General features: G+C 62.2%; 19 protein-coding genes. 11 read left to right on the forward strand and 8 right to left on the reverse strand.

Going from position 1 to position 21,514, the window contains the following annotated elements; all coding sequences use genetic code 11:
* Positions 1-179: 179 nt before the first annotated feature.
* The gene (locus AC6I97_RS13365; RefSeq protein ID WP_497945105.1) at positions 180-1,226 is read left to right on the forward strand and encodes a homoserine dehydrogenase; all 1,047 of its coding nucleotides are present in this window, start codon (positions 180-182) and stop codon (positions 1,224-1,226) included.
* Complete coding sequence (locus AC6I97_RS13370; RefSeq protein WP_497945106.1) at positions 1,219-2,634, forward strand: aldehyde dehydrogenase family protein; 1,416 nt, start codon at positions 1,219-1,221, stop codon at positions 2,632-2,634. Before AC6I97_RS13365 ends, AC6I97_RS13370 begins: the two co-directional genes overlap by 8 nt.
* A 112-nt stretch (positions 2,635-2,746) precedes the next feature.
* On the opposite strand, the gene AC6I97_RS13375 is transcribed toward AC6I97_RS13370, so the two are convergent.
* From AC6I97_RS13375 to AC6I97_RS13385, 3 genes are all read right to left on the reverse strand, one after another.
* Positions 2,747-3,202, reverse strand: a complete 456-nt coding sequence (locus AC6I97_RS13375; RefSeq protein WP_224090134.1) for an Lrp/AsnC family transcriptional regulator — start codon at positions 3,200-3,202, stop codon at positions 2,747-2,749.
* A 292-nt stretch (positions 3,203-3,494) separates the two neighbouring features.
* Positions 3,495-4,748, reverse strand: coding sequence for an MFS transporter (locus AC6I97_RS13380; protein WP_497945107.1), 1,254 nt, complete (start codon positions 4,746-4,748; stop codon positions 3,495-3,497).
* Positions 4,749-4,824: 76 nt separating this feature from the next.
* Positions 4,825-5,712 carry a dihydrodipicolinate synthase family protein gene (locus AC6I97_RS13385; RefSeq protein WP_497945108.1) on the reverse strand — a complete coding sequence of 296 codons (888 nt, stop codon included), beginning with the start codon at positions 5,710-5,712 and terminating at the stop codon, positions 4,825-4,827.
* A gap of 124 nt (positions 5,713-5,836) precedes the next feature.
* Between AC6I97_RS13385 and pdxR the strand changes: the two genes are divergently transcribed.
* Positions 5,837-7,234 (forward strand): MocR-like pyridoxine biosynthesis transcription factor PdxR, encoded by a 1,398-nt coding sequence (gene pdxR / locus AC6I97_RS13390; protein ID WP_497945109.1) that lies wholly within the window; start codon positions 5,837-5,839, stop codon positions 7,232-7,234.
* 51 nt (positions 7,235-7,285) lie between these two features.
* On the opposite strand, the gene AC6I97_RS13395 is transcribed toward pdxR, so the two are convergent.
* A complete protein-coding gene (locus tag AC6I97_RS13395; protein ID WP_497945110.1) occupies positions 7,286-9,034 on the reverse strand; it encodes a pyruvate dehydrogenase in 1,749 nt (582 codons plus the stop codon).
* Positions 9,035-9,140: 106 nt separating this feature from the next.
* Here AC6I97_RS13395 and ligD point away from each other — a divergent pair, with 106 nt between their 5' ends.
* Complete coding sequence (gene ligD, locus AC6I97_RS13400) at positions 9,141-10,385, forward strand: non-homologous end-joining DNA ligase (protein ID WP_497945111.1); 1,245 nt, start codon at positions 9,141-9,143, stop codon at positions 10,383-10,385.
* Between the two features lie 21 nt (positions 10,386-10,406).
* Here the strand turns inward: ligD and AC6I97_RS13405 are convergent, their stop codons facing one another.
* Positions 10,407-12,122 carry a thiamine pyrophosphate-binding protein gene (locus AC6I97_RS13405; protein ID WP_497945112.1) on the reverse strand — a complete coding sequence of 572 codons (1,716 nt, stop codon included), beginning with the start codon at positions 12,120-12,122 and terminating at the stop codon, positions 10,407-10,409.
* A complete protein-coding gene (locus AC6I97_RS13410; RefSeq protein WP_309926325.1) occupies positions 12,119-12,931 on the reverse strand; it encodes a cyclase family protein in 813 nt (270 codons plus the stop codon). Before AC6I97_RS13410 ends, AC6I97_RS13405 begins: the two co-directional genes overlap by 4 nt.
* A gap of 340 nt (positions 12,932-13,271) precedes the next feature.
* Between AC6I97_RS13410 and AC6I97_RS13415 the strand changes: the two genes are divergently transcribed.
* From AC6I97_RS13415 to AC6I97_RS13440, 6 genes are all read left to right on the forward strand, one after another.
* Entirely contained in the window at positions 13,272-14,600 is a 1,329-nt protein-coding gene (locus AC6I97_RS13415; RefSeq protein WP_497945113.1) for an MFS transporter, read from the forward strand.
* Positions 14,601-14,649: 49 nt separating this feature from the next.
* Positions 14,650-15,789: a thiolase family protein gene (locus AC6I97_RS13420; RefSeq protein WP_497945114.1), complete on the forward strand. Its 1,140-nt coding sequence runs from the start codon at positions 14,650-14,652 to the stop codon at positions 15,787-15,789.
* The gene (locus AC6I97_RS13425; protein WP_497945115.1) at positions 15,786-16,103 is read left to right on the forward strand and encodes a zinc ribbon domain-containing protein; all 318 of its coding nucleotides are present in this window, start codon (positions 15,786-15,788) and stop codon (positions 16,101-16,103) included. The genes AC6I97_RS13420 and AC6I97_RS13425 overlap by 4 nt, the downstream gene beginning before the upstream one ends.
* Entirely contained in the window at positions 16,100-17,716 is a 1,617-nt protein-coding gene (locus AC6I97_RS13430) for an ATP-dependent acyl-CoA ligase (protein WP_497945116.1), read from the forward strand. The genes AC6I97_RS13425 and AC6I97_RS13430 overlap by 4 nt, the downstream gene beginning before the upstream one ends.
* Before the next feature lie 59 nt (positions 17,717-17,775).
* The gene (locus tag AC6I97_RS13435; RefSeq protein WP_497945117.1) at positions 17,776-18,750 is read left to right on the forward strand and encodes a LysR substrate-binding domain-containing protein; all 975 of its coding nucleotides are present in this window, start codon (positions 17,776-17,778) and stop codon (positions 18,748-18,750) included.
* A gap of 150 nt (positions 18,751-18,900) precedes the next feature.
* A complete protein-coding gene (locus tag AC6I97_RS13440; protein ID WP_224090122.1) occupies positions 18,901-19,092 on the forward strand; it encodes a hypothetical protein in 192 nt (63 codons plus the stop codon).
* An 82-nt stretch (positions 19,093-19,174) separates the two neighbouring features.
* Here AC6I97_RS13440 and AC6I97_RS13445 read toward each other — a convergent pair whose 3' ends face one another.
* Positions 19,175-19,693, reverse strand: coding sequence for a hemerythrin domain-containing protein (locus AC6I97_RS13445; RefSeq protein WP_497945118.1), 519 nt, complete (start codon positions 19,691-19,693; stop codon positions 19,175-19,177).
* A 79-nt stretch (positions 19,694-19,772) separates the two neighbouring features.
* On the reverse strand, positions 19,773-20,246 hold the full coding sequence (locus AC6I97_RS13450) for a DUF1003 domain-containing protein (protein ID WP_497945119.1): 474 nt from the start codon (positions 20,244-20,246) through the stop codon (positions 19,773-19,775).
* A 226-nt stretch (positions 20,247-20,472) separates the two neighbouring features.
* Here AC6I97_RS13450 and AC6I97_RS13455 point away from each other — a divergent pair, with 226 nt between their 5' ends.
* Positions 20,473-21,243, forward strand: coding sequence for an SDR family NAD(P)-dependent oxidoreductase (locus AC6I97_RS13455; RefSeq protein ID WP_497945120.1), 771 nt, complete (start codon positions 20,473-20,475; stop codon positions 21,241-21,243).
* Positions 21,244-21,514: the final 271 nt, after the last annotated feature.

The raw sequence follows: 21,514 nt of genomic DNA on the forward strand, positions 1-21,514 counted from the left end.
ATTGCTCTGGAAGATTCTCCATCCAATCCCAACTGGGGGCAGCACCGCGGGCGTTTAGGCATGGTTGGCGGCTTTTTTGGGCGTTTCGTCATCCTTGGCGGGCGATTCGCATCTAGGGAACTGACACGGCTGGAACCGAGGCTTATAGGACAGCACCACCGCCCTACCAAGGAGATCACGTGACTACCTACAACCTGGCCCTCATCGGTTTCGGAGGCGTCAATCGCGCTTTGGCCGAACTCATCCGTGATGAACCCCGGCGATTTGCCTCACTCGGATTCGAGCTTCGCGTCGTGGCCATCACCGATCTTGCCTTCGGCTCACTCGTACAGGTAGACGGCATCGATCTGGCCGCCGTGTTGGCGATGCCCCGTGGGTCCTCGTTCGAGGGACTGCCAGGTGGCAGCCCGGATCCCCGCAATGAAGACGTCATCAAGAACAGTCCGGCCGACATCGTCGTTGAGGCTACATTCACCAGTCCGATCGACGGCGAACCCGCAGTTTCGCACGTCAAGTGGGCCATCGAGTCCGGCAAGCATGTGGTGACCACCAACAAGGGCCCGGTGGCCTTGCATGGCATGGAACTGGGCCGGCTTGCGGCAAACAATGGTGTCCGTTTCGAGTACGAGGGTTCAGTCATGAGTGGCACGCCCGTCATTCGACTAGCACACAAAATGCTGGGCGGCCTCGAATTGAACTCCGTTCAAGGCATTCTGAACGGAACCAGCAACTACGTCCTGGGCCGGATGGAGGCCGGGCTGGGCCTGAAGGAAGCGATTGCCGAAGCCCAGGACCGCGGATACGCCGAAGCGGACCCCACTGCTGACATCGGCGGCTCGGACGTCCGGTTGAAGGTCGCCATCCTGGCCAACGAGCTGCTCGGCGCCAACATTCAACCCAATGACGTGGAAACCACCGGTATTCAGGACATCAAGAGCGAAGACGTGGCACAGGCCCTGGCAAGCGGCTACCGCTGGAAGCTGATTGGCGAAGCCCGGCGGCAAGACGACGGCGGCATCGTAGCTACCGTCCAGCCCATCGCCCTTCCGGGTGAACACCCGCTGGCTGGTATTTCCGGCGCCACCAATGCCGTGTCCTTCAGCACGGATTTGCTGGGAGCCGTCACAGTATCGGGTCCTGGGGCCGGCCGCGTGGAAACTGCCTACGCCCTCATCTCGGACATCATCGCCGTCAACGAATTCGCCAAAGGAGCGGTCCGTGCCTGAGTCAGCCATCGCCGACGCCACAACCGCAGCCCCTACCACCGACCTGGCGGTCTACGACAAGTTTGACGGTTCCATCCTGGCGACCCTTCCACAGTGCACCGAGGCAGATGTGCGCGTGGAGATCATCCGTGCAGCAGCCTCCGCTCCGGCAGCGGCGGCTATGCCGCGTCATGAACGTGGACGGATTTTGGATACGGCTGCAGACCTTCTCCAGCAACGGACGCAGAAAGTGGCCGGGCTAATCGTCGCCGAGGCCGGGAAGACCATCACACAGGCGCTCAAAGAGGTCTCCCGTGCAGTGAATACGCTGAAGCTCTCGGCAGCGGAAACCCGCCGTAACGTTGGCGAAGTAGTTCCCTTCGACTCCTTCTCCGGCTCCGAAAACCGCCAGGGCTGGTTCACCCGTGAACCGTTGGGTCTTATCGCTGCCATTACCCCGTACAACGATGCCCTGAACCTGGTGGCGCACAAGTTGGGGCCGGCGATTGCCGGAGGGAACACCGTCATCCTCAAGCCGTCCCAGCTGACACCTTTGACGGCCATCCTCCTCGTGGACCTGTTGCGCGAGGCAGGCCTGCCGACGGAGTTCGTCACCGTTGTCCTGGGCGATCGCACCATCGCGCAAACCATCATCTCGTCCAAACTGGTTCGGATGGTCTCCTTCACGGGCGGCTTTTCCACCGGCCGGGCCATCGCCGCCAACGCCGGTATAAAACGCCTGTCCATGGAACTCGGCGGCAACGCACCCGTCATCGTCTTCGACGACGCGGACATTCCTGCCGCCGTCGAGGCCAGTGTTTCCGGTTCCTTCTGGGCCGCTGGACAGAACTGCATCGGCGCCCAGCGGATCCTCGTCCAGCGGCCGGTCTTCGACACCTTCCTTCACGCTTTTGTCGCCCGAACGGCCGCCCTCACGACAGGCGATCCCCGAAGGGAGCAGACCGACGTCGGACCCATGATCAGCGCCGCGTCTGCCGCAGAAGCGAAGCGCAAGATCGACGAAGCGGTGTCGGCCGGTGCGCGACTGCTCACTGGCGGCACGTTGGACGGCGCGCTCCTGACACCTGCTGTCCTTACCGAAGTACCGCGCAGTTGCGAGGCATGGAGCGAGGAACTGTTCGCACCCGTGGTCCTGGTGGAACCGTTCGACTCCGCCGAGGAAGCCATCGAACTGGCCAACGACAGCGAATACGCGTTGCAGGCGGGGGTATTCACCAAGGACCTGGCCCGGGCGCTGGCCACCGCTAAGGCAATCGACGCAGGCGGAGTGATGATCAACGATTCTTCGGACTACCGCCTCGATGCGATGCCTTTTGGCGGCTCGAAATACGGCAGCATGGGCCGGGAAGGCGTCCGCTTCGCCTACGAAGAAATGACGCAGCCCAAGGTCATCGCGATCACGTCATGATGATCGCCTGGCGTTACCGTCAATAAATCAGGCCGTGCCTGTTCCGGCGCTGCGTAACCTCCTCGGTTCCGCAGCGCCGGAACCATTTAAGCCCGGTATGGTTCGCGCCGCCTTAGCGGGGTGACTGCCTGTCGATGACCGTGGAGAGGGACAAGGCAGTGGTGATGTCGCGGACTCCAGGAAACTCTGAGACCTGCCTCCAGATCTCCTGGATCCGTGCAGCGTCGGGGGCCTCCACCCTGACCACGATATCCAGTTCGCCGCTGACGACATCACAAGTGGCGATCTCAGGAATGGCCTTGAGTCCGGCAATCACGTCTCCGCCCCGCATCCTGTCATGCCGTTGGATCAGGAGCACCGCATTGACCGTGGCCGAGCCTTCTCCGGCTGATTCCTTGATGGTGTACCCGTGGATATACCCGTCCCGTTCAAGTCGCTCAATCCGTTGCCTCACTGCGTTTCGGGAGAGCAGCACCTTCTCGCCCAACTGGGCAAGGCTGATACGGGCATTGCGCCGCAGCTCGGCCAGAATCTGCGCATCTATCTCATCACGTGGACTCTTCGGCACGGACGCTCCTGTCTGAGGGGTTGTGAACATGTGTTTGGGGACAACGCCCTTCGAAGCAGGAATGCCGCTGCGGCTACCGTGTCCGGCGAGTTGGCCGGTTCAAACATATCCCATTGATCTATTGCTTCTTCGGGCATAGTTGGCAGGACCTTGTTCGGTGCTCGTGTGGACCTGCCGGACCTGGTCCAGTCCCCCGAACCCAAGAGCGTCAAGGTGACACGAAAAGATGAAGGTGCCCTGCTGTGGAAAGTGCGGCAAGCGGCTTTCTGCTCCAGTAAAACCCTGCTATGTCTTACGGCCTGGCCTGCCTCAGGGCCGATCCCGCTGTTTGGGACCGTTCGCGACGGCGGTCAAACAGGGAAGCGCTCACGGCCACCGCAATAAGGGCGGACGCCAAAAGCAAGGGCAGGTGTGTCATGGGTACAACCATGGCCCCTGCCAACGCTGTGCCGGCAGAACCCGCTGTGATCTTTAAGGCTCCGATCCACACGAAGACCTGACCTCGTGCCCCGGCTGGTGCATATTCGCTGCGCGCGGCCAATGTTGCGGCGAAAAAGCAGGAGTTGAGCACTCCGGCCAGGGAATAGACCACCGCTGCCACGGGGAAGATCCCGGCGAAGACCGCCCCACACAGCGCAACGCCAACAGCAGCTCCCAGCCAGGTCATGAGGTGGTCCGCATCGCTTCGCAACGGCCGGATCATGACACCAGCGGATCCTAGAAGCCCGCCAAGACCATATGCGGCAGTCAGGACCCCTGCCGCGGCTGGCCCGACCCCCAGTTGTGTCGTCGAAGCCACTGCGGTGACAGGCAGCGAAGCGACCGACAAGGCGACGACGACCGTCAGGTAGAGCGTGCGACGCAAAGGACCGCTGGACAGCATCATTAGCAAGGTCGGACCCGGGCGCGGTACCTCCGAGGGAACTGAAGTTTGAGGAGAAGAGGGCAAAAGCCTGACCAGGGCAGCGGCGACAAACGTTAGTCCGGCTAGGATCAATGCCGCCAATGCCGGATTCGCCCAGCCCGAAACAGCTGCGACCAAAGAGGGACCAATGGTTCCGCTGATGCCATATGTTGCTACATCCCATCCATGTGCGCGTCGCTGACTGATTCTGCTGCCCCCAGCGATCGCTGAGAGCCGGCTGCTAATGCCGCCCGTCAATAATGGACCGACCAGTCCGGACGCAATGAGCAGAAGACCCGGCACGATTGGAGGAGTCAGCGGGTACAGCAGGACAGCAGCGGCCAGGGTAACGCCGTGCATCAGGCACGCCCAGGCGATCACCGTTCTGCCGTCCCGGGCAGTGTCCAGTGTCCTGGCAACGAACGGACCGAAAAGGTGCGGTGCCGTGATGCAGGCACCCAGGATTCCGGCCAGCCAACCCGGCGCCCCACTGGTTGTCACCAGCAGGACAATGGCGACAACCGCACCCCCATCGGCGCTGCGGGCCAGCGTGGCAGCAGCGACATAGCGGGCCAATCCGCCCGGAGACGTCTCCTTACCCCTGGCAGCACGGTTGGTTGTGCGCCCGTCGATGAGGCTCATGTCCCTCTCCCCCGTTCTTGGCCCGACCCCATTCATTTGCGTTGTTTCCAGCCAGGTGGCCAGCCCTCCAAACCACCTAGGCCTCCAATCCACACTGGCGGATGGCTTCGGTAACTCTGGTGCGTCCTTCGGTATCCAAGCCGTGCAGCGGCAACGGCAAGGCTGACGACGGAATGAGCCCCAGGTCTTCAGCCAGTGCGACGGTGACCCGAAGGCTCCCATAGGTTCGGAACAGGGACCAGACGGGTTCCAACGCGGCGGAAGCTGCCATCGCATCATCGCGCCGGCCAGCCAAAGCGTGATCAACGATTTCCCGGGCCTGGCGGGGAAGGATCCCGCCAATCACCGAGTACCAGAGATCGCAACCAGCAAGCAGTGCTTCGGCGGCAATCCAATCTCCGCTGATACCCACAAATGTTTGCCCGGGCAAAGCTGCGCGGAGCTTGCCGAGTTTGCTCTCAATGTCAGTGGCAGCCGGCGGCGGAATCTTGATGGAAGCTATTCCCGGGATACGTGCGATCCGGGCATGCAGTTCGTCCGTGAAGGTGAAGCCCGTGGTGCCGGGATTGTCATAGACGACGACCGGAAGGTCTGACTCCGACGCAAGGTCCTCAAACAACCCGAAAACCTCCCCTTCCGACAGGCGTTGATAGGACACCGGGGCCAAGAGCAGTGCCGAGGCGCCAGCGGCATGGGCATCGCCGGCAAGCGTGAGGACGTCGCGGGTACGCACTGCCCCCACACCGGCCAAAACCGGCACGCCCCCCGCAGCCTGAACGGACGCTTCAAGGACCATGCGTCGTTCTTCACGGGAGAGGTAGGCGTAGTTCCCCGTCGAGCCAAGGACACCGAGTGAATCCGCCCCTGACTGTGCCGCGCGGGCCGCCAGCCGGGCAACGGCGTCCAGATCGACACTTTCACCGTTCATGGGTGTCAGGGGGAATGCGCTGAGGCCGTTGAACACTACAGTCCTGCTTTCTTGTGGCTGTGGCCGGGTGCGAGCACAGCAAATGGGTGAGTACGCGTCTCATGCTGCCAAAGGGCTTGGTCCTACACTAGATCCAAGAATGAACAACTCCGGAGGTCCAATGAGCGAATCGGAAATACCCATCGAGCTGGATAGGCAGAGTCCGGCCTCCCTGTCCGCCCAAGTTGCAAGCCAGCTCCGTAGCGCCATCCTCAGCGGACTCCTCCAGCCTGAGCACACGCTCCCCGCAACCCGACGCCTGGCCAAGGACTTGGGGATATCCCGTGGCGTGGTGGTGCGGGCCTTCGAGCAGCTCTCCGGGGAAGGTTTCCTGGAAAGCAACGGTACTGGTGGGACCAGAGTGGCTGTCCGGCCGGACATTCAAAAGCGCCCGGACGAAGTGAAAGCGCAGCGCAGCAGCCCTGCCAACGCCGAGGTGATTGACCTGACCCCCGGCCGCCCCTCGGGATCGCCGTTCCAAGACAGGGAGTGGCGCAACGCGTGGAAGAGGGCCTTGGCGGAGCAAGGAAACACGCATCTGCCACCACCCCTTGGAACGCTGGAGCTTCGGGAAGCCGTGGCCGGTCATCTGGCGGTGTCCAGGGGTTTGGCCGTCGACCCGGAGGACGTCATCATTACTGCCGGCACCAGTGATGCACTGCATCTGGTGGTGTCCATGCTTCGCGGCAGGAGGAACAATCCGCGCATCCTGGTTGAAGACCCGGGCTACCCCACGGCGCGGCGGGTGATGAGCGCGGCCGGTGCCCATCTTCAGCTGCTTCCCGTGGACGAGGACGGCCTGAAGAGCTCCCAACTCGCCGGACTCAACGTCATTCCCGACGCCGTCCTCATCACCCCCAGCCACCAGTACCCTCTCGGTGGCAGGATGGCAGTCCAGGAACGGCTCGGCCTGCTGAAGTGGGCGGACCGCCATGGCGTGCTCGTGTTGGAGGACGACTACGATAGCGAATTTCGTCACAGCAGAATGCCCCTGCCTGCCGTCGCCTCCCTGCCAGCAGCTGCCGACGTCGTACTTCTTGGAACGTTCTCAAAGAACCTTAGTCCTTGGCTGCGCTGCGGATATCTGGTGGTCCGGGGCGATGCCGGCCAGCGCCTCAGGGCCGTACGTGAAGCCTTGGACACTCCGGTGGCCGGGGTCCTGCAGTCGGCCCTCGCCCATTACCTTCAGGGCGGCGGACTCTCCCGACACATTGCCCGGGCCCGGAGGGAATATTCGCACCGCCGGTCCTTGCTCATTGAGCGCTTGGGCCCGCGGACCGATGTGGAGCTTGCAGGACTCGACGGCGGGTTGCATGCCGTGATCCGCTTCGAACACCCTGACGCGGCGGATCTGGCTGGGAAGGCGCTGGAACGGGGTGTACGGGTCATCCCCCTGGCCGGATATTACGCTGAGCGCCTACCGGTGAACGGCTTGGTCGTCGGGTATGGCGCAGTGTCCGACCTCCAACTGTCAAAAGCCCTCGCTATCCTGGGCACCCTTCTCGACGAGCATCCGTAAGCCAGGGAATTCCTGCGTTCCGTTTGAAACTGCTGCCGGCACAGACTCCCGTCACCGCCGGGGAATGTTGCGCAGATTGCTGCGGGCCATGCTCACAGCTTCGCCGGCGCCGCGGTTCAAGACCACTTTGGACATGGCCGTCGCGAACCCGATGACTTGTTGCCCCGAAATCTTCGGCGGGATGGACAGCGCATTCGGATCAGTGATGAGCTCCACCAGAGAAGGACCCGGGTGGGCGAACGCCTCCCGGTACGCTTCCTCGATGTCCGCAGGATCCGTCACCCGGACAGCATGGAAGCCCAAGGCCTTCGCGACGGCGGCATAGTTTGCGTCAGGTACGTCGACGCCGAAATCGGGTAGCCCGTCCACCAACATTTCGAGCTTGACCATGCCCAGTGTTGAGTTGTTGAAGACCACTACATTAACCGGCAGTTGATGTGCAGCCACGGTAATGAGCTCACCAAGCATCATGGACAAGCCCCCATCGCCAGAGACAGAAACCACCTGGCGCCCGGGATAGGCCATCTGTGCACCGATGGCGTGTGGAAGGGCGTTGGCCATTGACCCGTGAAGGAAGGAACCGATCAGCCGGCGCGTGCCCAGGGGGTTGATATAGCGAGCCGTCCAGACGTTGCACATTCCGGTATCCGCGGTGAAGATGGCGTCATCCGCCGCTATCTGGTCCAGCAGGGAAGCAGCATACTCAGGATGAATGGGCTGCTTCTTTTCGACCTTCCGCGTGTACGCGCCCACGGACTTGTTCATCAGGCGGTCGTGCTTCTTTAGCGTCTGGTCAAGGAAGCGGCGGTTCTTCTTTGGATTGACCAAGGGCAGAAGAGCGGCCAAGGTAGGCAGGACGTCGCCATGGACGGCAATGTCGACGTCGGTCCTCCTCCCCAGCCGCTGTGCGGCCCGGTCAACCTGTGCCGTCCGGGTGTCCGGCAGGAACTGGTCGTAGGGAAAATCGGTACCAAGAAGGATCAGCAGATCAGCGTCCTCGATGCCCTCCGCAGCAGCACCATAGCCCAGGAGCCCGGTCATGCCGATGTCGAACGGGTTGTCGTACTGGACGAAGTCCTTGCCTCGCAGCGAGTGGCCAATCGGGGCGTTGACCAGTTCCGCCAAAGCAATGAGTTTGTCGTGGGCTCCCTGGACGCCCGCCCCCGCGAAAATGGCGACTTTTCCGGCGTCGTTGATGGCGTCAGCCAGTTCCTGGACGCTCGACTGGTCCGGGATCAGGCTGGCGGGCCGAAACGTAGCGGGTAACGGGGTCGGCGCGGTGGCCTCAAGTCCGGCGATATCGCCGGGAAGAGTCACGACGGCGACTCCTCCAAGGGCTACAGCGTTCTGGATGGCGCTGTGCATCACGCGGGGAGCCTGCTCGGCCGTGCTGACCAGTTCCGAATACACTGAGCATTCGGTGAAGAGCCGGTCAGGATGGGTTTCCTGGAAGAACCCGCTGCCGATCTGCTTGCTGGGGATGTGCGAAGCGATGGCAAGTACGGGCGCGCCAGTGCGGTTGGCGTCGTAGAGTCCGTTGATCAGATGGAGGTTGCCCGGTCCACAGGAGCCGGCACAGACTGCAAGCTTGCCAGTCAGTTGCGCCTCGGCGGCCGCAGCAAAAGCGGCCGCTTCTTCGTGCCGGACATGGATCCAATCGATACCGCCTTTGGCCGACCCTCCCGTTTGACGTACGGCATCCACTATTGGATTGAGGCTGTCACCGACGATTCCATAAATGCGCTGCACACCGGCAGCCTGGAGTTGTTCGATGAGCTGGGTAGCAAGTTCCTTGGCCATAGTGTGCAGACTCCCGCGATTGTGGTGGTGGACTGACATGGTCAATATAGTCGCCGCCCTCGCCCCTGGTCTGGCTGGGACCGCCGATCGTTGCTAGCGTGGCGGCATGAACCCGTCGAAGACTCCGGCAGAGATTCTGGACATTGGCGACGCCGAGGTTCGCGTCTCGAATCCGGACAAGGTCGTTTTCCCCGAACCCGGGCTAACGAAGCTGGATTTGGTCCGCTACTACCTTTCAGTTGCGGAGGGTGCGCTGCGGGGCGCGGGCGGCCGCCCCATGGTGCTCAAGCGCTTCCCCAAGGGCATCGACGCCGAACCGTTCTTTCAGAAACGCGTTCCCGAAAACCATCCGGAGTACATTGATACGGCAACGTTGCACTACTCATCGGGGACTTCAGCAGAAGAAACTGTAATCCGGGACGCCGCTGGTTTGGCGTGGGTGGTGAATCTTGGCTGCCTGGACCTCAACCCCCACCCCGTACGTGCCGAGGATCTGGATCATCCCGATGAGCTCCGGATCGATCTTGATCCCATGCCCGGTGTGGATTGGTCCCAGATCGTCGACGTCGCCTATGTGGCGCGCGAGGTGCTTGACGACGTCGGGCTGGTTGGTTGGCCCAAGACAAGCGGGTCCCGGGGACTGCACATTCTGGTGCGAATCGCCCCGGAGTGGTCCTATAGCGAGCTGCGGCTCGCCGCGGAGACCCTTGCCCGGGAGGTCGAGAACCGGGCCCCCGGGCTCGCCACGGCGCGGTGGTGGAAGGAGGAACGCGGCGAAAGCGTCTTCGTCGACTTCAACCAGAATGCGAAGGATCGGACTGTCGCCTCCGCCTACTCTGTCCGGCCCCGGCCCGATGCCCGCGTTTCCACTCCCCTGACATGGGCCGAGGTCACTACCACCAGGCCCGAACAATTCACCGTCCGCTCAGTGCCAGAACGCTTCGCGGAGCTGGGCGATCCCCACGCTGGAATCGATGGTGCTGTTGGCTCCCTTGAGGGCCTGCTGGCCTTGGCCAAGGAACTTGGTCCCGCCGAGAAGGCACCGCGCGCCGGCGATGGATCGGGCCGCCGTGTCTCAACAATGCCACTCATTGAGGTGGCGCGAACGAAGACCAAGCCCGAAGCGCAGGCCGCCCTCGATGAATGGAAGGCCCGGCATGCGGACCTTGTCCCGGACCTGCACCCCGCCGATGTACTCATCGACGGGATGCGCGGTTCGAGTTCGCTCTGGTACCGGGTCCGGGTGAACCTGCAGCACATCCCCGAAGCAAAGCGACCGGCCCAGGAGGAGCTCATCGCGGACTACGATCCCTGGGCCGGCAAGGAATGGCCAGGGCGTCCAGGATCGTGATGCCCTGCGCGACGGTCGGCTTCAATGGCCTTTGAAGGCCTCGGCGAGCCACCACGCGCCACCGTCGGAAGCGATGCGGGCGTCAATGACGAGCGGCATATCCCGGGGACCCGCAACCCATTCCTCCACTGGAGCCAAATCCGCGACGCTTCGGACCGTCACGGTGGCAACACCGTAGCCCGCGGTGATGGAGGCGATATCTGTCGTGGGGAATCGAACCACTTCCAGGTCTTCATCATCTGCATCAAAGTGATGGACCTCGGCGCCGTACGCGGAATCGTTGTAAACAATCACCACCATCGGAATCCGCTCACGGACCAGCGTCTCCAATTCGGAAATGGCCATGAGGAAGCCACCGTCGCCGGTGCCCAGGACAGGTACGCGCAGGGGTTGGGCGACCGCCGCGCCGATCGCAGTGGACAACCCCAGCCCAATCGACTGAAAAGCCTGGGTGAAGCAAAAGCCATACTCATCGGGAACGGACAGGTAGGCGCTCGGGTACCCCATGAAATTGCCGGAATCAACGGAAACGATTCGATTGTGGGGCAGGATCCGGTCCAGCTCGCGGCTGAGCACCCGGGGATCGATGGTCCCCGCAGTGGACAGGTCTTCCGTGGCCACCGAGTTCCAGCGCGCATGCACGGCTATCCGGTCAGCCATCTGGTTGGTACGCAGGCCAACCGCCTGGTGTCCGGCAGAGCGCAGTTCATGGAGCACAGCAACGGCCGTCTCGCCGCAATCCCCCAGAACCCCCAGATCAATGTGCCGGTTCGCCCCCAGGGCCGAGTCATCAAGATCCACTTGCACTACTTTTGTTCCAGGGCCAATGAGCGAACCATGGCGCATCGTCCACATGTTCAGCGCACAACCCCAACCGACGATCAAGTCTGCGTCCCGCACGGTGTCCGCAGTGAATGGCGAGGAAAATCCACCGGAAATTCCCAGATTGAACGCATCGCCGTTGAAGAGTCCGTGAGCGACTGCGGACGTCGCCAGCAGCGCGCCCGCGGTTTCGGCGAGCGCTGCGATGTCCGGCCCTGCATCGCGGCCTCCACGGCCAGCCACAAAGACGGGCTTCTTCGCAGCTTGGATGAGTTCTGCCAGTTTGCTGGCAGCCGCCCGTGATGGCCTGATCCGCTGCCGGGGTTCCAAAGGATCCACGTGGCCGGTTCCTGCCGGCGCCTCTGCGCTTTGGATGTCTGTCGGCAGTGAAAGGACCACCGTGCGGCGTTCATTTACGGCCGTCCGGTAGGCGCGGAGGGTGTCTGCTACTGCACTTTGCGGCGAGTGGACCCGCTCAGCCACTGCCCCGACGCTTCGGGCAAGGGCATCCTGATCGATAGTGAAGTTGGACCTGACGGCGGATGCCGCCGTGTCCGCGGTTAGGACGATCATTGGAGTTCGGCTCTTCGCTGCCTCCCCGATTCCAGTTACAGCATTGGTCAGCCCGCAACCCTGATGCGTAGTGACGACCCCGACCTTGCCCGACATCCTCCCGTAGGCATCGGCCATGGTGGCGGCGCCGCCTTCGTGCCTTGCTGCGGTATAGGGAACTCCTGCCCTGCGCAGTGCGTTTGTCACGACGAAGTTTCCGCTGCCCACTACTCCGAAGACGTGGCCGATACCAAGCCGGGCGAGGGTGTTCCCCACGAGTTCGGCAACATTGACGGAGCGGGATGCGGGTGCCAGCGCGGTGGAGTCCTTTTTGAGAACCGGGGTGCTGGTGCTGACGGTCATCGTGTTTCTCCTTCTTTGAGCGCGAACACGCGGGCCGGGCTTCCGGTTCCGCCAACGATTGGCAAGGGCGCAACGATGAGCGCGGCTCCGATTGGGGGCAGTTGGTCGAGGTTTTGCAGTGAGGTGATTCCGTACTTGTCGTTACCCAGCAGGAAGTGATGGGCCGGAAAGGGAGGTTCCTGTCCACCGGCGGCCCCGGCATCGATACCAACGGTTTCCACGCCAATGCCGGACAGCGCAGACTCCTCGGCAATCCATCGGGCGCATTCGACCGTGAGCCCAGGAGAATGTGGCCCAAACTCGTCCTTGTTCAGGAAGAGCTGTCGGTCATGGGAGCGCTTGTCCCATCCCGTTCGAATGAGGAGCCAGCCGCCGTCGGGCAGTGGTCCGTAGGTTTCCTCCCATCGGCGGATGTGGTGGAGGTCCAGGAGGAAGTCCGGGTCCGCAGTAGCTTCCCCGGTCGCGTCAAGGACGATGGCCGGGCCCACGAGCCGGTTTGGTTCTATCCGGGCGACGTCTTTGCCGTTGCGCCCGGTGATCCAGTGCACGGGCGCGTCCAGATGGGTGCCTATGTGTTCGCCGGTGTGGATATTGTGATGCTTCCAGAAGGGCCCGGGGCTGTTATAGGCGGAGACCTCTTCGAGGCTGAAGTCGATGAGGTTTGCGAAGGGCTCGGGTAGTTCGAGGGTTGGAGTGTTGTTCGAGAGCCTGGTGGTCAGGTCAATGACATCGATCCGGCCCGCGGCGAGGCCGGCAAGCACCTGGGCTACGCTGCCTTGGCGCACGTCAATATTGCTGCTGGTATCCATGAGAGTTCCTTGGGGATGGGTCCGCCGTCGATGAGGGCGTTGAGGGTCCCGTGGCGGTGCGCAACAGGACTTGTGGCTGCGACATTAGCAGCACATTCATACGCACCGGAACAGCGTTTTCATCCCAATTGCAAGGGTTACCCGGAAAGGCATAGCCCCTGGCAAAACCGGCATTCGACGTTCCCCTGCGCTCGGTGGAAACTGAAATCAGCAGCTGTAACGCCCATCACAATTGACCGTTTCGATCATGAAGCGGACAACCTGATCCGCAGAGTTGCAGCCAGGACGGTACGTCCAATTGGCCGCACGATTGCCGGAGCTTTCGCCCTAAGGAGCAACAATGTCCCATCCACAGCACACCTTGCCCGGACAACGTCCCGGAGTCCGTCGGTACGTTGTTGCCTCCCTCGTGGGCAATGCGCTGGAGTGGTATGACTTCTTCCTCTACGCCACTGCATCGGCAGTCGTCTTTGGTCGGTTGTTTTTCCCCTCCGACGTCGACCCCCTGGTTGGTACCATGGCCGCCTTCGCCGGCTTCGCCGTCGGGTTTGCAGCCCGTCCTCTGGGCGGAATCATTTTCGGACACATCGGCGACAGGCTGGGCCGCAAGCGCGCCCTGGTCATGACGCTATCCATCATGGGAATCAGCACAGCCCTCATGGGCTTGCTACCGACATATGCGCAAGTAGGGCTGTGGGCCCCTGCCTTGTTGATCCTGCTCAGGGTCATTCAGGGCATCGCGGCCGGTGGTGAGTGGGGCGGAGGCGTCCTGCTGATCAGCGAGAACTCCTCCAATGCCCGCCGGGGCATGCTCTCTGCCTTCAGCCAGGGAGGAATTTCGCTCGGTTTCGTGCTGTCGTCCATGGTCTTCTTCCTGGTCCAGTTGATGCCGGACGCCCAGTTCCTGGAGTGGGGCTGGCGCGTTCCGTTCCTCCTGAGCGTTGTGCTGCTGGCAGTGGGCGCGTACATTCGCTTCCGGCTACCGGAAAGCAAGGAGTTCACCGCCGTCAGCCACAGCAAACAACACCGACTCCCCGTGCTTGCGGCCATCAAGACCCACCCCCGCGAAATCCTCGTCGCCATGGGACTTCGTGTGGCAGAGAACGGCGGCTCGTACATCTTCCTCTCCTTCTCCATTGCCTATGGAGTTCACGTGGGCGTGGACAAGGGCCTGCTGTTGATGGCAGTGGCAGTATCCATGCTTGTCTCATTTGGCACGTACATCTTCTTCGGCCATCTCTCGGACAGGATTGGACGGCGTCCTGTCTACGCCCTCGGGGCAGTTGGCATGGGCGCCATGGCTTTCCCGTTCTTTTCCATGATTGATTCCAACACTCCCGCCATCGTCATACTGGCCTTCCTCCTGGGCAATGGCCTCTGCCACGGAGCAATGATCGGAACGCAGCCGGCATTCTTCCACGAACTCTTCTCCGCCGAGGTCCGCTATTCCGCGATGGCGATCGCCCACGAGCTGGCAGCGGTCTTCGCCGGCGGATTCGCCCCTTTGATCGCCACAGCCTTGCTGCTGCAATACGGTTCCTCCATACCGGTGTCCCTTTATGTGATTGGCCTGGTCCTGGTCACGCTCGTAGCACTGGTCTTCTCGCGCCATGGCATCAAAGCCGCACAGAAGGAAAAGGCTGGCCACCAGGCACAGGTTCTCTTGTAGACACCCAAAGTCCTTCTGCTACTGCTTTCATTCTTTGGAAAGGATGGCCATGACGGTCTCCATCATCGGGACGGGACAGTCCCCCTACACCAGGCACCCTTCACCAGGTACCACCACGTCCCGGCTTATTGCCGGGGCCGTGAGCAAGGCATTGCATGATGCCGGCCTCCAAACCAGTGACGTGGATGGGTTTGCGGTATCCAGCTTCACGCTCGCACCCGATCACGCCATCGATCTGGCATGGCGCATGGGCCTTCGACTCTCCTGGCTGATGCAGGACACCAACGGCGGCGCCAGCGCAGGCGGAATGCTCCAGCATGCCATCCGTGCCATTGAAGCAGGCGACGCAAACGTTATCGTCCTGGCCGCCGGCGACCTCATGGACCAGGCCGCGTTCTCCCGCCTTGTTGCCAGTTACAACAAGGCGACGGAAGACCATCTGACGCCCCTGCCGATGAACGGACCGAATGCGCTCTTTGCAATGCTTACTTCCCGCCAGATGGAGCACCTGGGACTCTGCCGGGAAGATTACGGCCGCATCGCCGTGGCGCAGCGCCAATGGGCCATGGATAACCCAGCTGCTGTCTACCGGACATCCCTGAGCATGGACGAATACCTTAACGCTCCAATGGTTGCCACCCCCTTGGGCCGGTACGACTGCGTACCTCCCGTCACCGGGGCGGACGCCGTTGTCCTGGTGGCAGATCGGAGCAAGGGAACTCCCCGCGTCAAAGTGCTTTCTGCAAGGGCCTCGTACAACTCTGACCAACAGTCCGGCGACGGCCTCGCTACGGGCCTGCAAGCCTGCGCAACCAGCGGCTGGGAGCAGGCGGGGATCGGTCCCAGCGACGTAGGTCTCGCCTGCGTCTATGACGACTACCCGGCCATGGTGGTCGCGCAATTGGCGGACCTGGGCATTCTTTCAGAGCAGGACGACCCGGCCTACTTCATCGAACACCGAATTGCCACGCGCCAGTTGCCGGTCAACAGCTCCGGAGGCCAGCTTTCGGCCGGGCAAGCTGGTGCAGCGGGTGGAATGCACGGACTGGTTGAAGCGGCCACACAGCTGATGGGACGGGCCGGGGCCCGTCAGGTCACGGCACGCCACGCAGTCGTCAGCGGTTATGGGATGGTCCTTTACCGTTACGGGGCCTGCGCCACGATGTCGGTGCTGGAGGCAGCCGAATGAGCGCCGCCATCCAAGCCTGCGTTGGATGCGGGAGCCTCTTCTTTCCGGCACGTCTCATTTGTCCCCGCTGCGGACAGGATGACTTTTCGACGGTCCAGGCCGGGCAAGCAGACGTCCAGCAGACAACGCAACTGGCTGACGGCACGCTTCTGGCCACTCTGAGTATCCCGAACGGGCCTCATGTCATTGCCAGGGTGACCGGCGGCACGACAAAGCCCGGTCAAAGCCTGCCGCTCACCAACAACCCAAACGCCGGCCCCGGCGTCCACGCCTTCATCCCTGTCCACTCAAACGTAAATGAGAATCAGCCATGAACCCTCAGGTAACAGACCCAAACCGCCGTCCCCTGACCATCCCGGAAATGCTCCTTGAACGAGCCCGGAAAGCACCCACGGCGCCTCTGTTCCGCTGCGGTGAAATTCGTCGGGACAGCCAGACGATGGCAGACGCAGTTGCCCGCACTGGTGGGCTGCTGCGCAGTGCCGGGATCGAGGCTGGCCAAACAGTAGCCCTGATGTCCTCCAACAGGACAGAGCTGCTGGACTTCATCCTGGGCTGCGCATGGATCGGCGCTGTCGCTGTCCCCGTAAACACTGCAAGCAGGGGCGAGCAGTTGCGGCACGTCCTGATCAACTCCCGACCGGCGCTGATGGTTGCTGAAGCTGAACTGCTGCGCCATATCTCCGCGGTTGGTCCAATACCGGACCTGCAGAAGGTGTGGGTACTTGATGGTTCGATGACGGACGTTACCACCGCTTTCGAGGCCACCCCCGCATTTGAGGTTATGCCTGTTCCCGAGGCCGTTTCCGGAGTGGAACCAGTGGAAGCGGGACCGGCAGACACGGCTGCGATCCTTTACACCTCCGGCACCACCGGGGTATCCAAAGGTGTGCTGTGCCCTCAAGGGCAGTTCTATTGGTGGGCCGAAAATATGTCAGACCAGCTGGGTCTCAAGCCTGATGACGTGCTCTACACCTGTTTGCCGCTGTTCCACACGAACGCCCTCAATGCCTTCATGCAGGCCGTCGCTTGCGGCGGTGAGTACGTACTCGGCCCACGGTTTTCGGCCTCGCGGTTCTGGGCAGATGCGTCCTCCGCGGGAGCAACCGTGACCTACCTTCTCGGCGCGATGGTCGGAATACTCGCCGGCAAGGAGCCTGCACCCGGCGATCGGAACCACACCATTCGCCTCGCCCTTTCCCCGGCGACGCCTGCCCGCCTGGTGGAGCCCTTCCAGGAACGGTTCGGGGTGCTCCTCCTGGATGGCTACGGATCCACCGAGACCAACTCCGTGATCGGTTCCACGCCCCATCAGTGGCGTCCAGGGTACATGGGCCAGGTGCGGCCCGGGTTCTCCATCCGCGTTGTGGACGCGCACGGAGTGCCCGTTCCCAACGGGCAGCCGGGTGAGCTGCTCATCCGCAGCGAGCAGCCCCATGCACTGGCCACCGGATACCATGCCATGCCCGAGGCGACAACGAAGGCGTGGCAGGATCTCTGGTTCCATTCCGGGGACAGGGTGGTTCTGGAAGAGGACGGGTGGGTCCGGTTTGTCGACCGGATCAAGGATGTCATCCGGCGCCGCGGGGAAAACATCTCTTCAGTGGAGGTTGAGCAGGTTCTGCGGCAGCATCCCGCCGTCCAGGAGGCTGCTGTGTACGCGGTGGATTCCGAACTCGGTGAAGATGAAGTCATGGCCGCACTTGTCCTGCGTGAACCTGTGGATTTTGAGGGGTTGTGCGAGTTCTGTGTTCCCCGGCTCGCTTCCTTCGCCATCCCCCGCTTCCTGCGGGTCGTGGATGAACTGCCCCAGACCGAGAACGGCAAAGTGCGCAAACAGGTGCTCAAAGCCGCTGGCCGGGAGGCAGCACAGTGGGACAGGGACGTTGCCTCGCCGCGCCGGGCCGCGGCTGTAGGCACCCGCTGATTGCCACTCCCGCTGGGGTTGGCAGCAGCCCGCAGGATATCGACCCGTAGGATGAAGGCATGGACCTGCGGGCGCTGCTGACCACCCACGTAAAGCTCCGCCACCTTGTCATTGCGCTCACTGTGGCGGAGCAAGGCAGCTTGGTCCGGGCGGCCGAAGAACTCTATCTAACCCAACCGGCGTTGAGCCGCGCTTTACGGGAAGCCGAACACGCCATCGGAGCACCCCTTTTCGAGCGAACGGCGCGTGGGATGGTCCCTACGCCGGCCGGGGAGGCATGCCTTGAGCATGCAAAGGCCATCGTCGGTCATCTCAGCACCCTGCGGCGCCGGGTAGAGGAACTGGCCGACCCTGCGTCGGGCCTGATTAAGGTGGGCGCCCATGTCACCGGCGCCAATCTCCTGTTGCCGCGCGCTGTCGCCCGCCTCACCGCCGAAAAGCCCCGCGTGGAAGTCCGTCTCCGCGAAGCGCCGCCTGAGACACTGATCCAGGAACTGGGCAATGGTGACCTGGACCTGCTTGTAGGGCGTGTGACTGAGCATCCCAGTACAGCACGGCTGCGGCTCGTCCCCCTGTACCGTGAAGACTTTCGCATCGTCGCCGCTCCGTGGCACCCCGCCCACGCCATGCCCAACGTAACCCTGCAGGACCTGGCAGATCAGCGCTGGGTGGTACCACTTGCCAACACTCCGCTTCGCGATGAGCTCGAACAGAATTTCAGGAATGCCGGGCTTGCCCCACCTGCACAACAGGTCGAATCCGGCGCTCCGGCCACCGTGCGTACGCTCGTGGTGGAGGCGGGGTTCCTGGCTCTCATGCCTGAGTCCATGGCCTTGGCTGAACCGGATGTTAAGATCGTCGACCTTCATCTGAACGGACTGGCTCAACAAGTAGGGCTGCTGCTCCATCCCGATAGGCCCCTGGCCCCAAGCGCAGCACTGCTGGCAGAAAAACTCCGCGAAGTCGGGGACGAGATGGCAAGCGAACTTGCTCTACGGGCGCTGCCTTCGTCCGAGGTTCCCGGAGAGGGCTGAACGAAGGCAGACTGCAGGTCGAAATTCTTGTCAATCGTCAACAATTGACGATACTGTTGTTGCATCCGTCTGCGAAAGGCAGCCCCCCATGCGACAACGTCGTCGTCTATCGCCCTGGAAGTTTTGCAAGCCGGCGAAGGTTCTGGCGCCATGCTTAGCTTGAGCCTCATCATCGCCGCGGCTTTGGTGACCAGTTTCAGTGCGGTGTCCCTCATTCCGCGCTCCGCGCCAGGAGGATCGCGGCTCTCCAAGGACGGCCTCCTCTTGCAGCTCGGCGCGGGAATCCTCGCGCTGGCGTCCGTGGTGCTTGCCGTCAACATCCAGCTGGGCGCGTTTGGGTGACGGAATTGTAGCCACAGACCTGGAACCCTCTGCTTTTTTACCGGACCACGCGCATCACAATCCGTGCACAGACTCAGGCCTCTCAGCTTTGTTTGTGGTGGTGAGTGTGAGAATGAGCTTCACCAACCAATTCGTGCAGCCCTTCGACGGCGGACGCCAGAGAAAGCTCAGCGGAATCAGCGATAAACGGCATGAGGAGCTGGTTCTCCTTGTCCAAGTGCAAGGCGAAGAGTTCTTCTATGACTCCGCCGGTCACCGCAGCCTTCACACCGCGGGAAACACGAAGTTGCTCCACGAGACCGACAATTGCTTTGTGCTCGGCCAACATGCCTTCAACCAGAAGCCTGCCCTCCAAAGCTTTCCTGGCGCCTCCATAGAGAGGCTCCTCCTCTGCCAAAGCGTGGGGAATCAGCTCATGCTCGCACCAGGCAAGCAACTCCTCCTGGGCGTGATGTCCGGTGTTGGAGTCTCTCTCCTCAACTGCCCGGACGAGCGCGGACACGAGCTCGCGCAGCTTCCCAAGCATTTCTGCGTGATGATGCTCGACGGCCTGGAGCGCGCGCCGCTCTGCTGCCGGATCTTTGTGCGTGTCGTGATGCATACCGTCTCCTGCAACTTGAGCGAGCGGGTTGCCAAAACCAAGCATTTCCACTCTACGTCGCTGAACCGTTCCAGCAACCTCAAACCGAGCGCGGGTTCCAAGCGTCGGGGTCCGCGGGGGGTGTTCCGCCGTCGGTCCCCGACATTCGCGGCTCCCGCAGCAGGACCCTAAGCTCCTCAAGAAGTTCCAGCTGCTGGCTGTTGATGGCCATCAGTCGATCGATCTCTGTCTTCGCCTGCATGTCCGTTTCATAGTCGTGCAGAGCCATGGCGGCGGCTATCGCGTCCTGCCGCTTTGCAGCAATGAGCAATATGGCACCTTGGAGACCGGCCAGCATGGACAAAAAGAGGTTCAGGAGAATAAACGGATAGGGGTCCCATGCCTGATTGGCCAAAATATACGTATTCACCACGGCCCAGGCTGACATGAATACCACGAACAGCCCAACGAAAGTCCAGCTTCCCATGCCATTCCGAAGTATGTCTGCCGCGCGCTCACCTCGGCTCAGACCCGCCTTATGCTGCCCATGCCACGTTGTCTCTGTTTCACTCATGAGCACAGCGTAAAGGCCTGCCCGGAAGCATAGGGACTTTCAGCACTTGTTGGCGGCTTTGTTTCCGCCGCACGCTAGAGCTTAAGGACGACCACACGAATTAAGAACAAAATACACTACCCGTTTCACCGGCTCCCAGCTGGCAGAGTGCCAACCAAACACAGCAGCCCGATTCCTCAAAATGCCGGCTCGGCGTACCGGTCCCTGAACGTAGAAGGAGCCTCCCATGCCCGCATGGCGCGAAGTCGTCACACCTGGCCGGTTTGACGGTCAGACCGTCATCGTCACCGGGGCAGCTTCTGGCATCGGTCGTGCGACCGCGCTGCGCGTTGCCCGGGAAGGCGGGCATGTCATCGCCAATGATGTGAGCCAGGATGGCGTGGACCGGCTTGTTGCCGATCATTCAGACTTGGACCTCGTGCCCGCGGCAGGTGATATCAGCGCTGAGGACGCCGTGCAGCGTGTCGTCGCTGCAGCCAACGGAAGGATTGACGCCCTGGCGAATGTCGCGGGCATCATGGACAGTTTTCAGCCCGTCCATGAGGTGGACGACACGACGTGGGAGCGAGTGCTCGACGTGAACCTCACATCGATGATGCGCCTCATGCGCGCCGTGGTGCCGTTGATGCTCGACGCCGGATACGGCTCAATCGTGAATGTGTCATCGGAAGCCGGACTCCGAGGCTCGGCGGCAGGAGCAGCGTACACCGTTTCGAAGCACGCAGTCATCGGCCTCACGCGCAATTCGGCGGTCATGTACGGGCGCAAGGGCATTCGCGTGAATGCGGTTTGCCCCGGCGGAACAAGGACCAATATCCATGCCGAGTTCCAGTCCCAGCTCGCGGCTGAAGTTCTCGGCCCACTCATGCAGGTCAATGTGCCGCCTATCGCAGAAGCCGAGGAACTAGCGGCCGGTATAACGTTCCTGCTGAGCCGGGACGGATCGAATATCAACGGGAGTGTGCTCCCCTCCGACAATGGATGGGCCGCTATCTGAGAGGGGCCAGTCGAAAGAGGCGGGCGAACCTGTCCGCAGATCGGGTACACAACGGTGGTGCGTCAGGTGAAAGGTTCTTGTCATGATGTGGGGCTATGGGATGGGCAACGTTTGGATGTGGATCTGGGGGCTTCTCACGCTCATCGGCCTTGCGATCCTTGTGCTTCTTGCAGTCCGGATGTTCGGCGGGGGGTACGGTACCGGATCACGCCACACCCCCGACCTACAGCCCCCCGGACGAAGCCCGGCCCGGCAAATACTCGATGAACGA

Source organism: Arthrobacter sp. TmtSoilC48 (genome assembly GCF_059739425.1).

Excerpts from the sequence above, each read along its gene's own strand:
- AC6I97_RS13405 (WP_497945112.1), bottom strand. The coding sequence starts at position 12,122 with ATGACCGTCAGCACCAGCACCCCGGTTCTCAAAAAGGACTCCACCGCG.
- AC6I97_RS13395 (WP_497945110.1), bottom strand. The coding sequence starts at position 9,034 with ATGGCCAAGGAACTTGCTACCCAGCTCATCGAACAACTCCAGGCTGCC.
- AC6I97_RS13410 (WP_309926325.1), bottom strand. The coding sequence starts at position 12,931 with ATGGATACCAGCAGCAATATTGACGTGCGCCAAGGCAGCGTAGCCCAG.
- AC6I97_RS13455 (WP_497945120.1), top strand. The coding sequence starts at position 20,473 with ATGCCCGCATGGCGCGAAGTCGTCACACCTGGCCGGTTTGACGGTCAG.
- AC6I97_RS13445 (WP_497945118.1), bottom strand. The coding sequence starts at position 19,693 with ATGCATCACGACACGCACAAAGATCCGGCAGCAGAGCGGCGCGCGCTC.
- AC6I97_RS13435 (WP_497945117.1), top strand. The coding sequence starts at position 17,776 with ATGGACCTGCGGGCGCTGCTGACCACCCACGTAAAGCTCCGCCACCTT.
- AC6I97_RS13450 (WP_497945119.1), bottom strand. The coding sequence starts at position 20,246 with ATGAGTGAAACAGAGACAACGTGGCATGGGCAGCATAAGGCGGGTCTG.
- AC6I97_RS13430 (WP_497945116.1), top strand. The coding sequence starts at position 16,100 with ATGAACCCTCAGGTAACAGACCCAAACCGCCGTCCCCTGACCATCCCG.
- AC6I97_RS13440 (WP_224090122.1), top strand. The coding sequence starts at position 18,901 with ATGCTTAGCTTGAGCCTCATCATCGCCGCGGCTTTGGTGACCAGTTTC.
- AC6I97_RS13380 (WP_497945107.1), bottom strand. The coding sequence starts at position 4,748 with ATGAGCCTCATCGACGGGCGCACAACCAACCGTGCTGCCAGGGGTAAG.
- AC6I97_RS13420 (WP_497945114.1), top strand. The coding sequence starts at position 14,650 with ATGACGGTCTCCATCATCGGGACGGGACAGTCCCCCTACACCAGGCAC.
- pdxR (WP_497945109.1), top strand. The coding sequence starts at position 5,837 with ATGAGCGAATCGGAAATACCCATCGAGCTGGATAGGCAGAGTCCGGCC.
- AC6I97_RS13425 (WP_497945115.1), top strand. The coding sequence starts at position 15,786 with ATGAGCGCCGCCATCCAAGCCTGCGTTGGATGCGGGAGCCTCTTCTTT.
- AC6I97_RS13415 (WP_497945113.1), top strand. The coding sequence starts at position 13,272 with ATGTCCCATCCACAGCACACCTTGCCCGGACAACGTCCCGGAGTCCGT.
- ligD (WP_497945111.1), top strand. The coding sequence starts at position 9,141 with ATGAACCCGTCGAAGACTCCGGCAGAGATTCTGGACATTGGCGACGCC.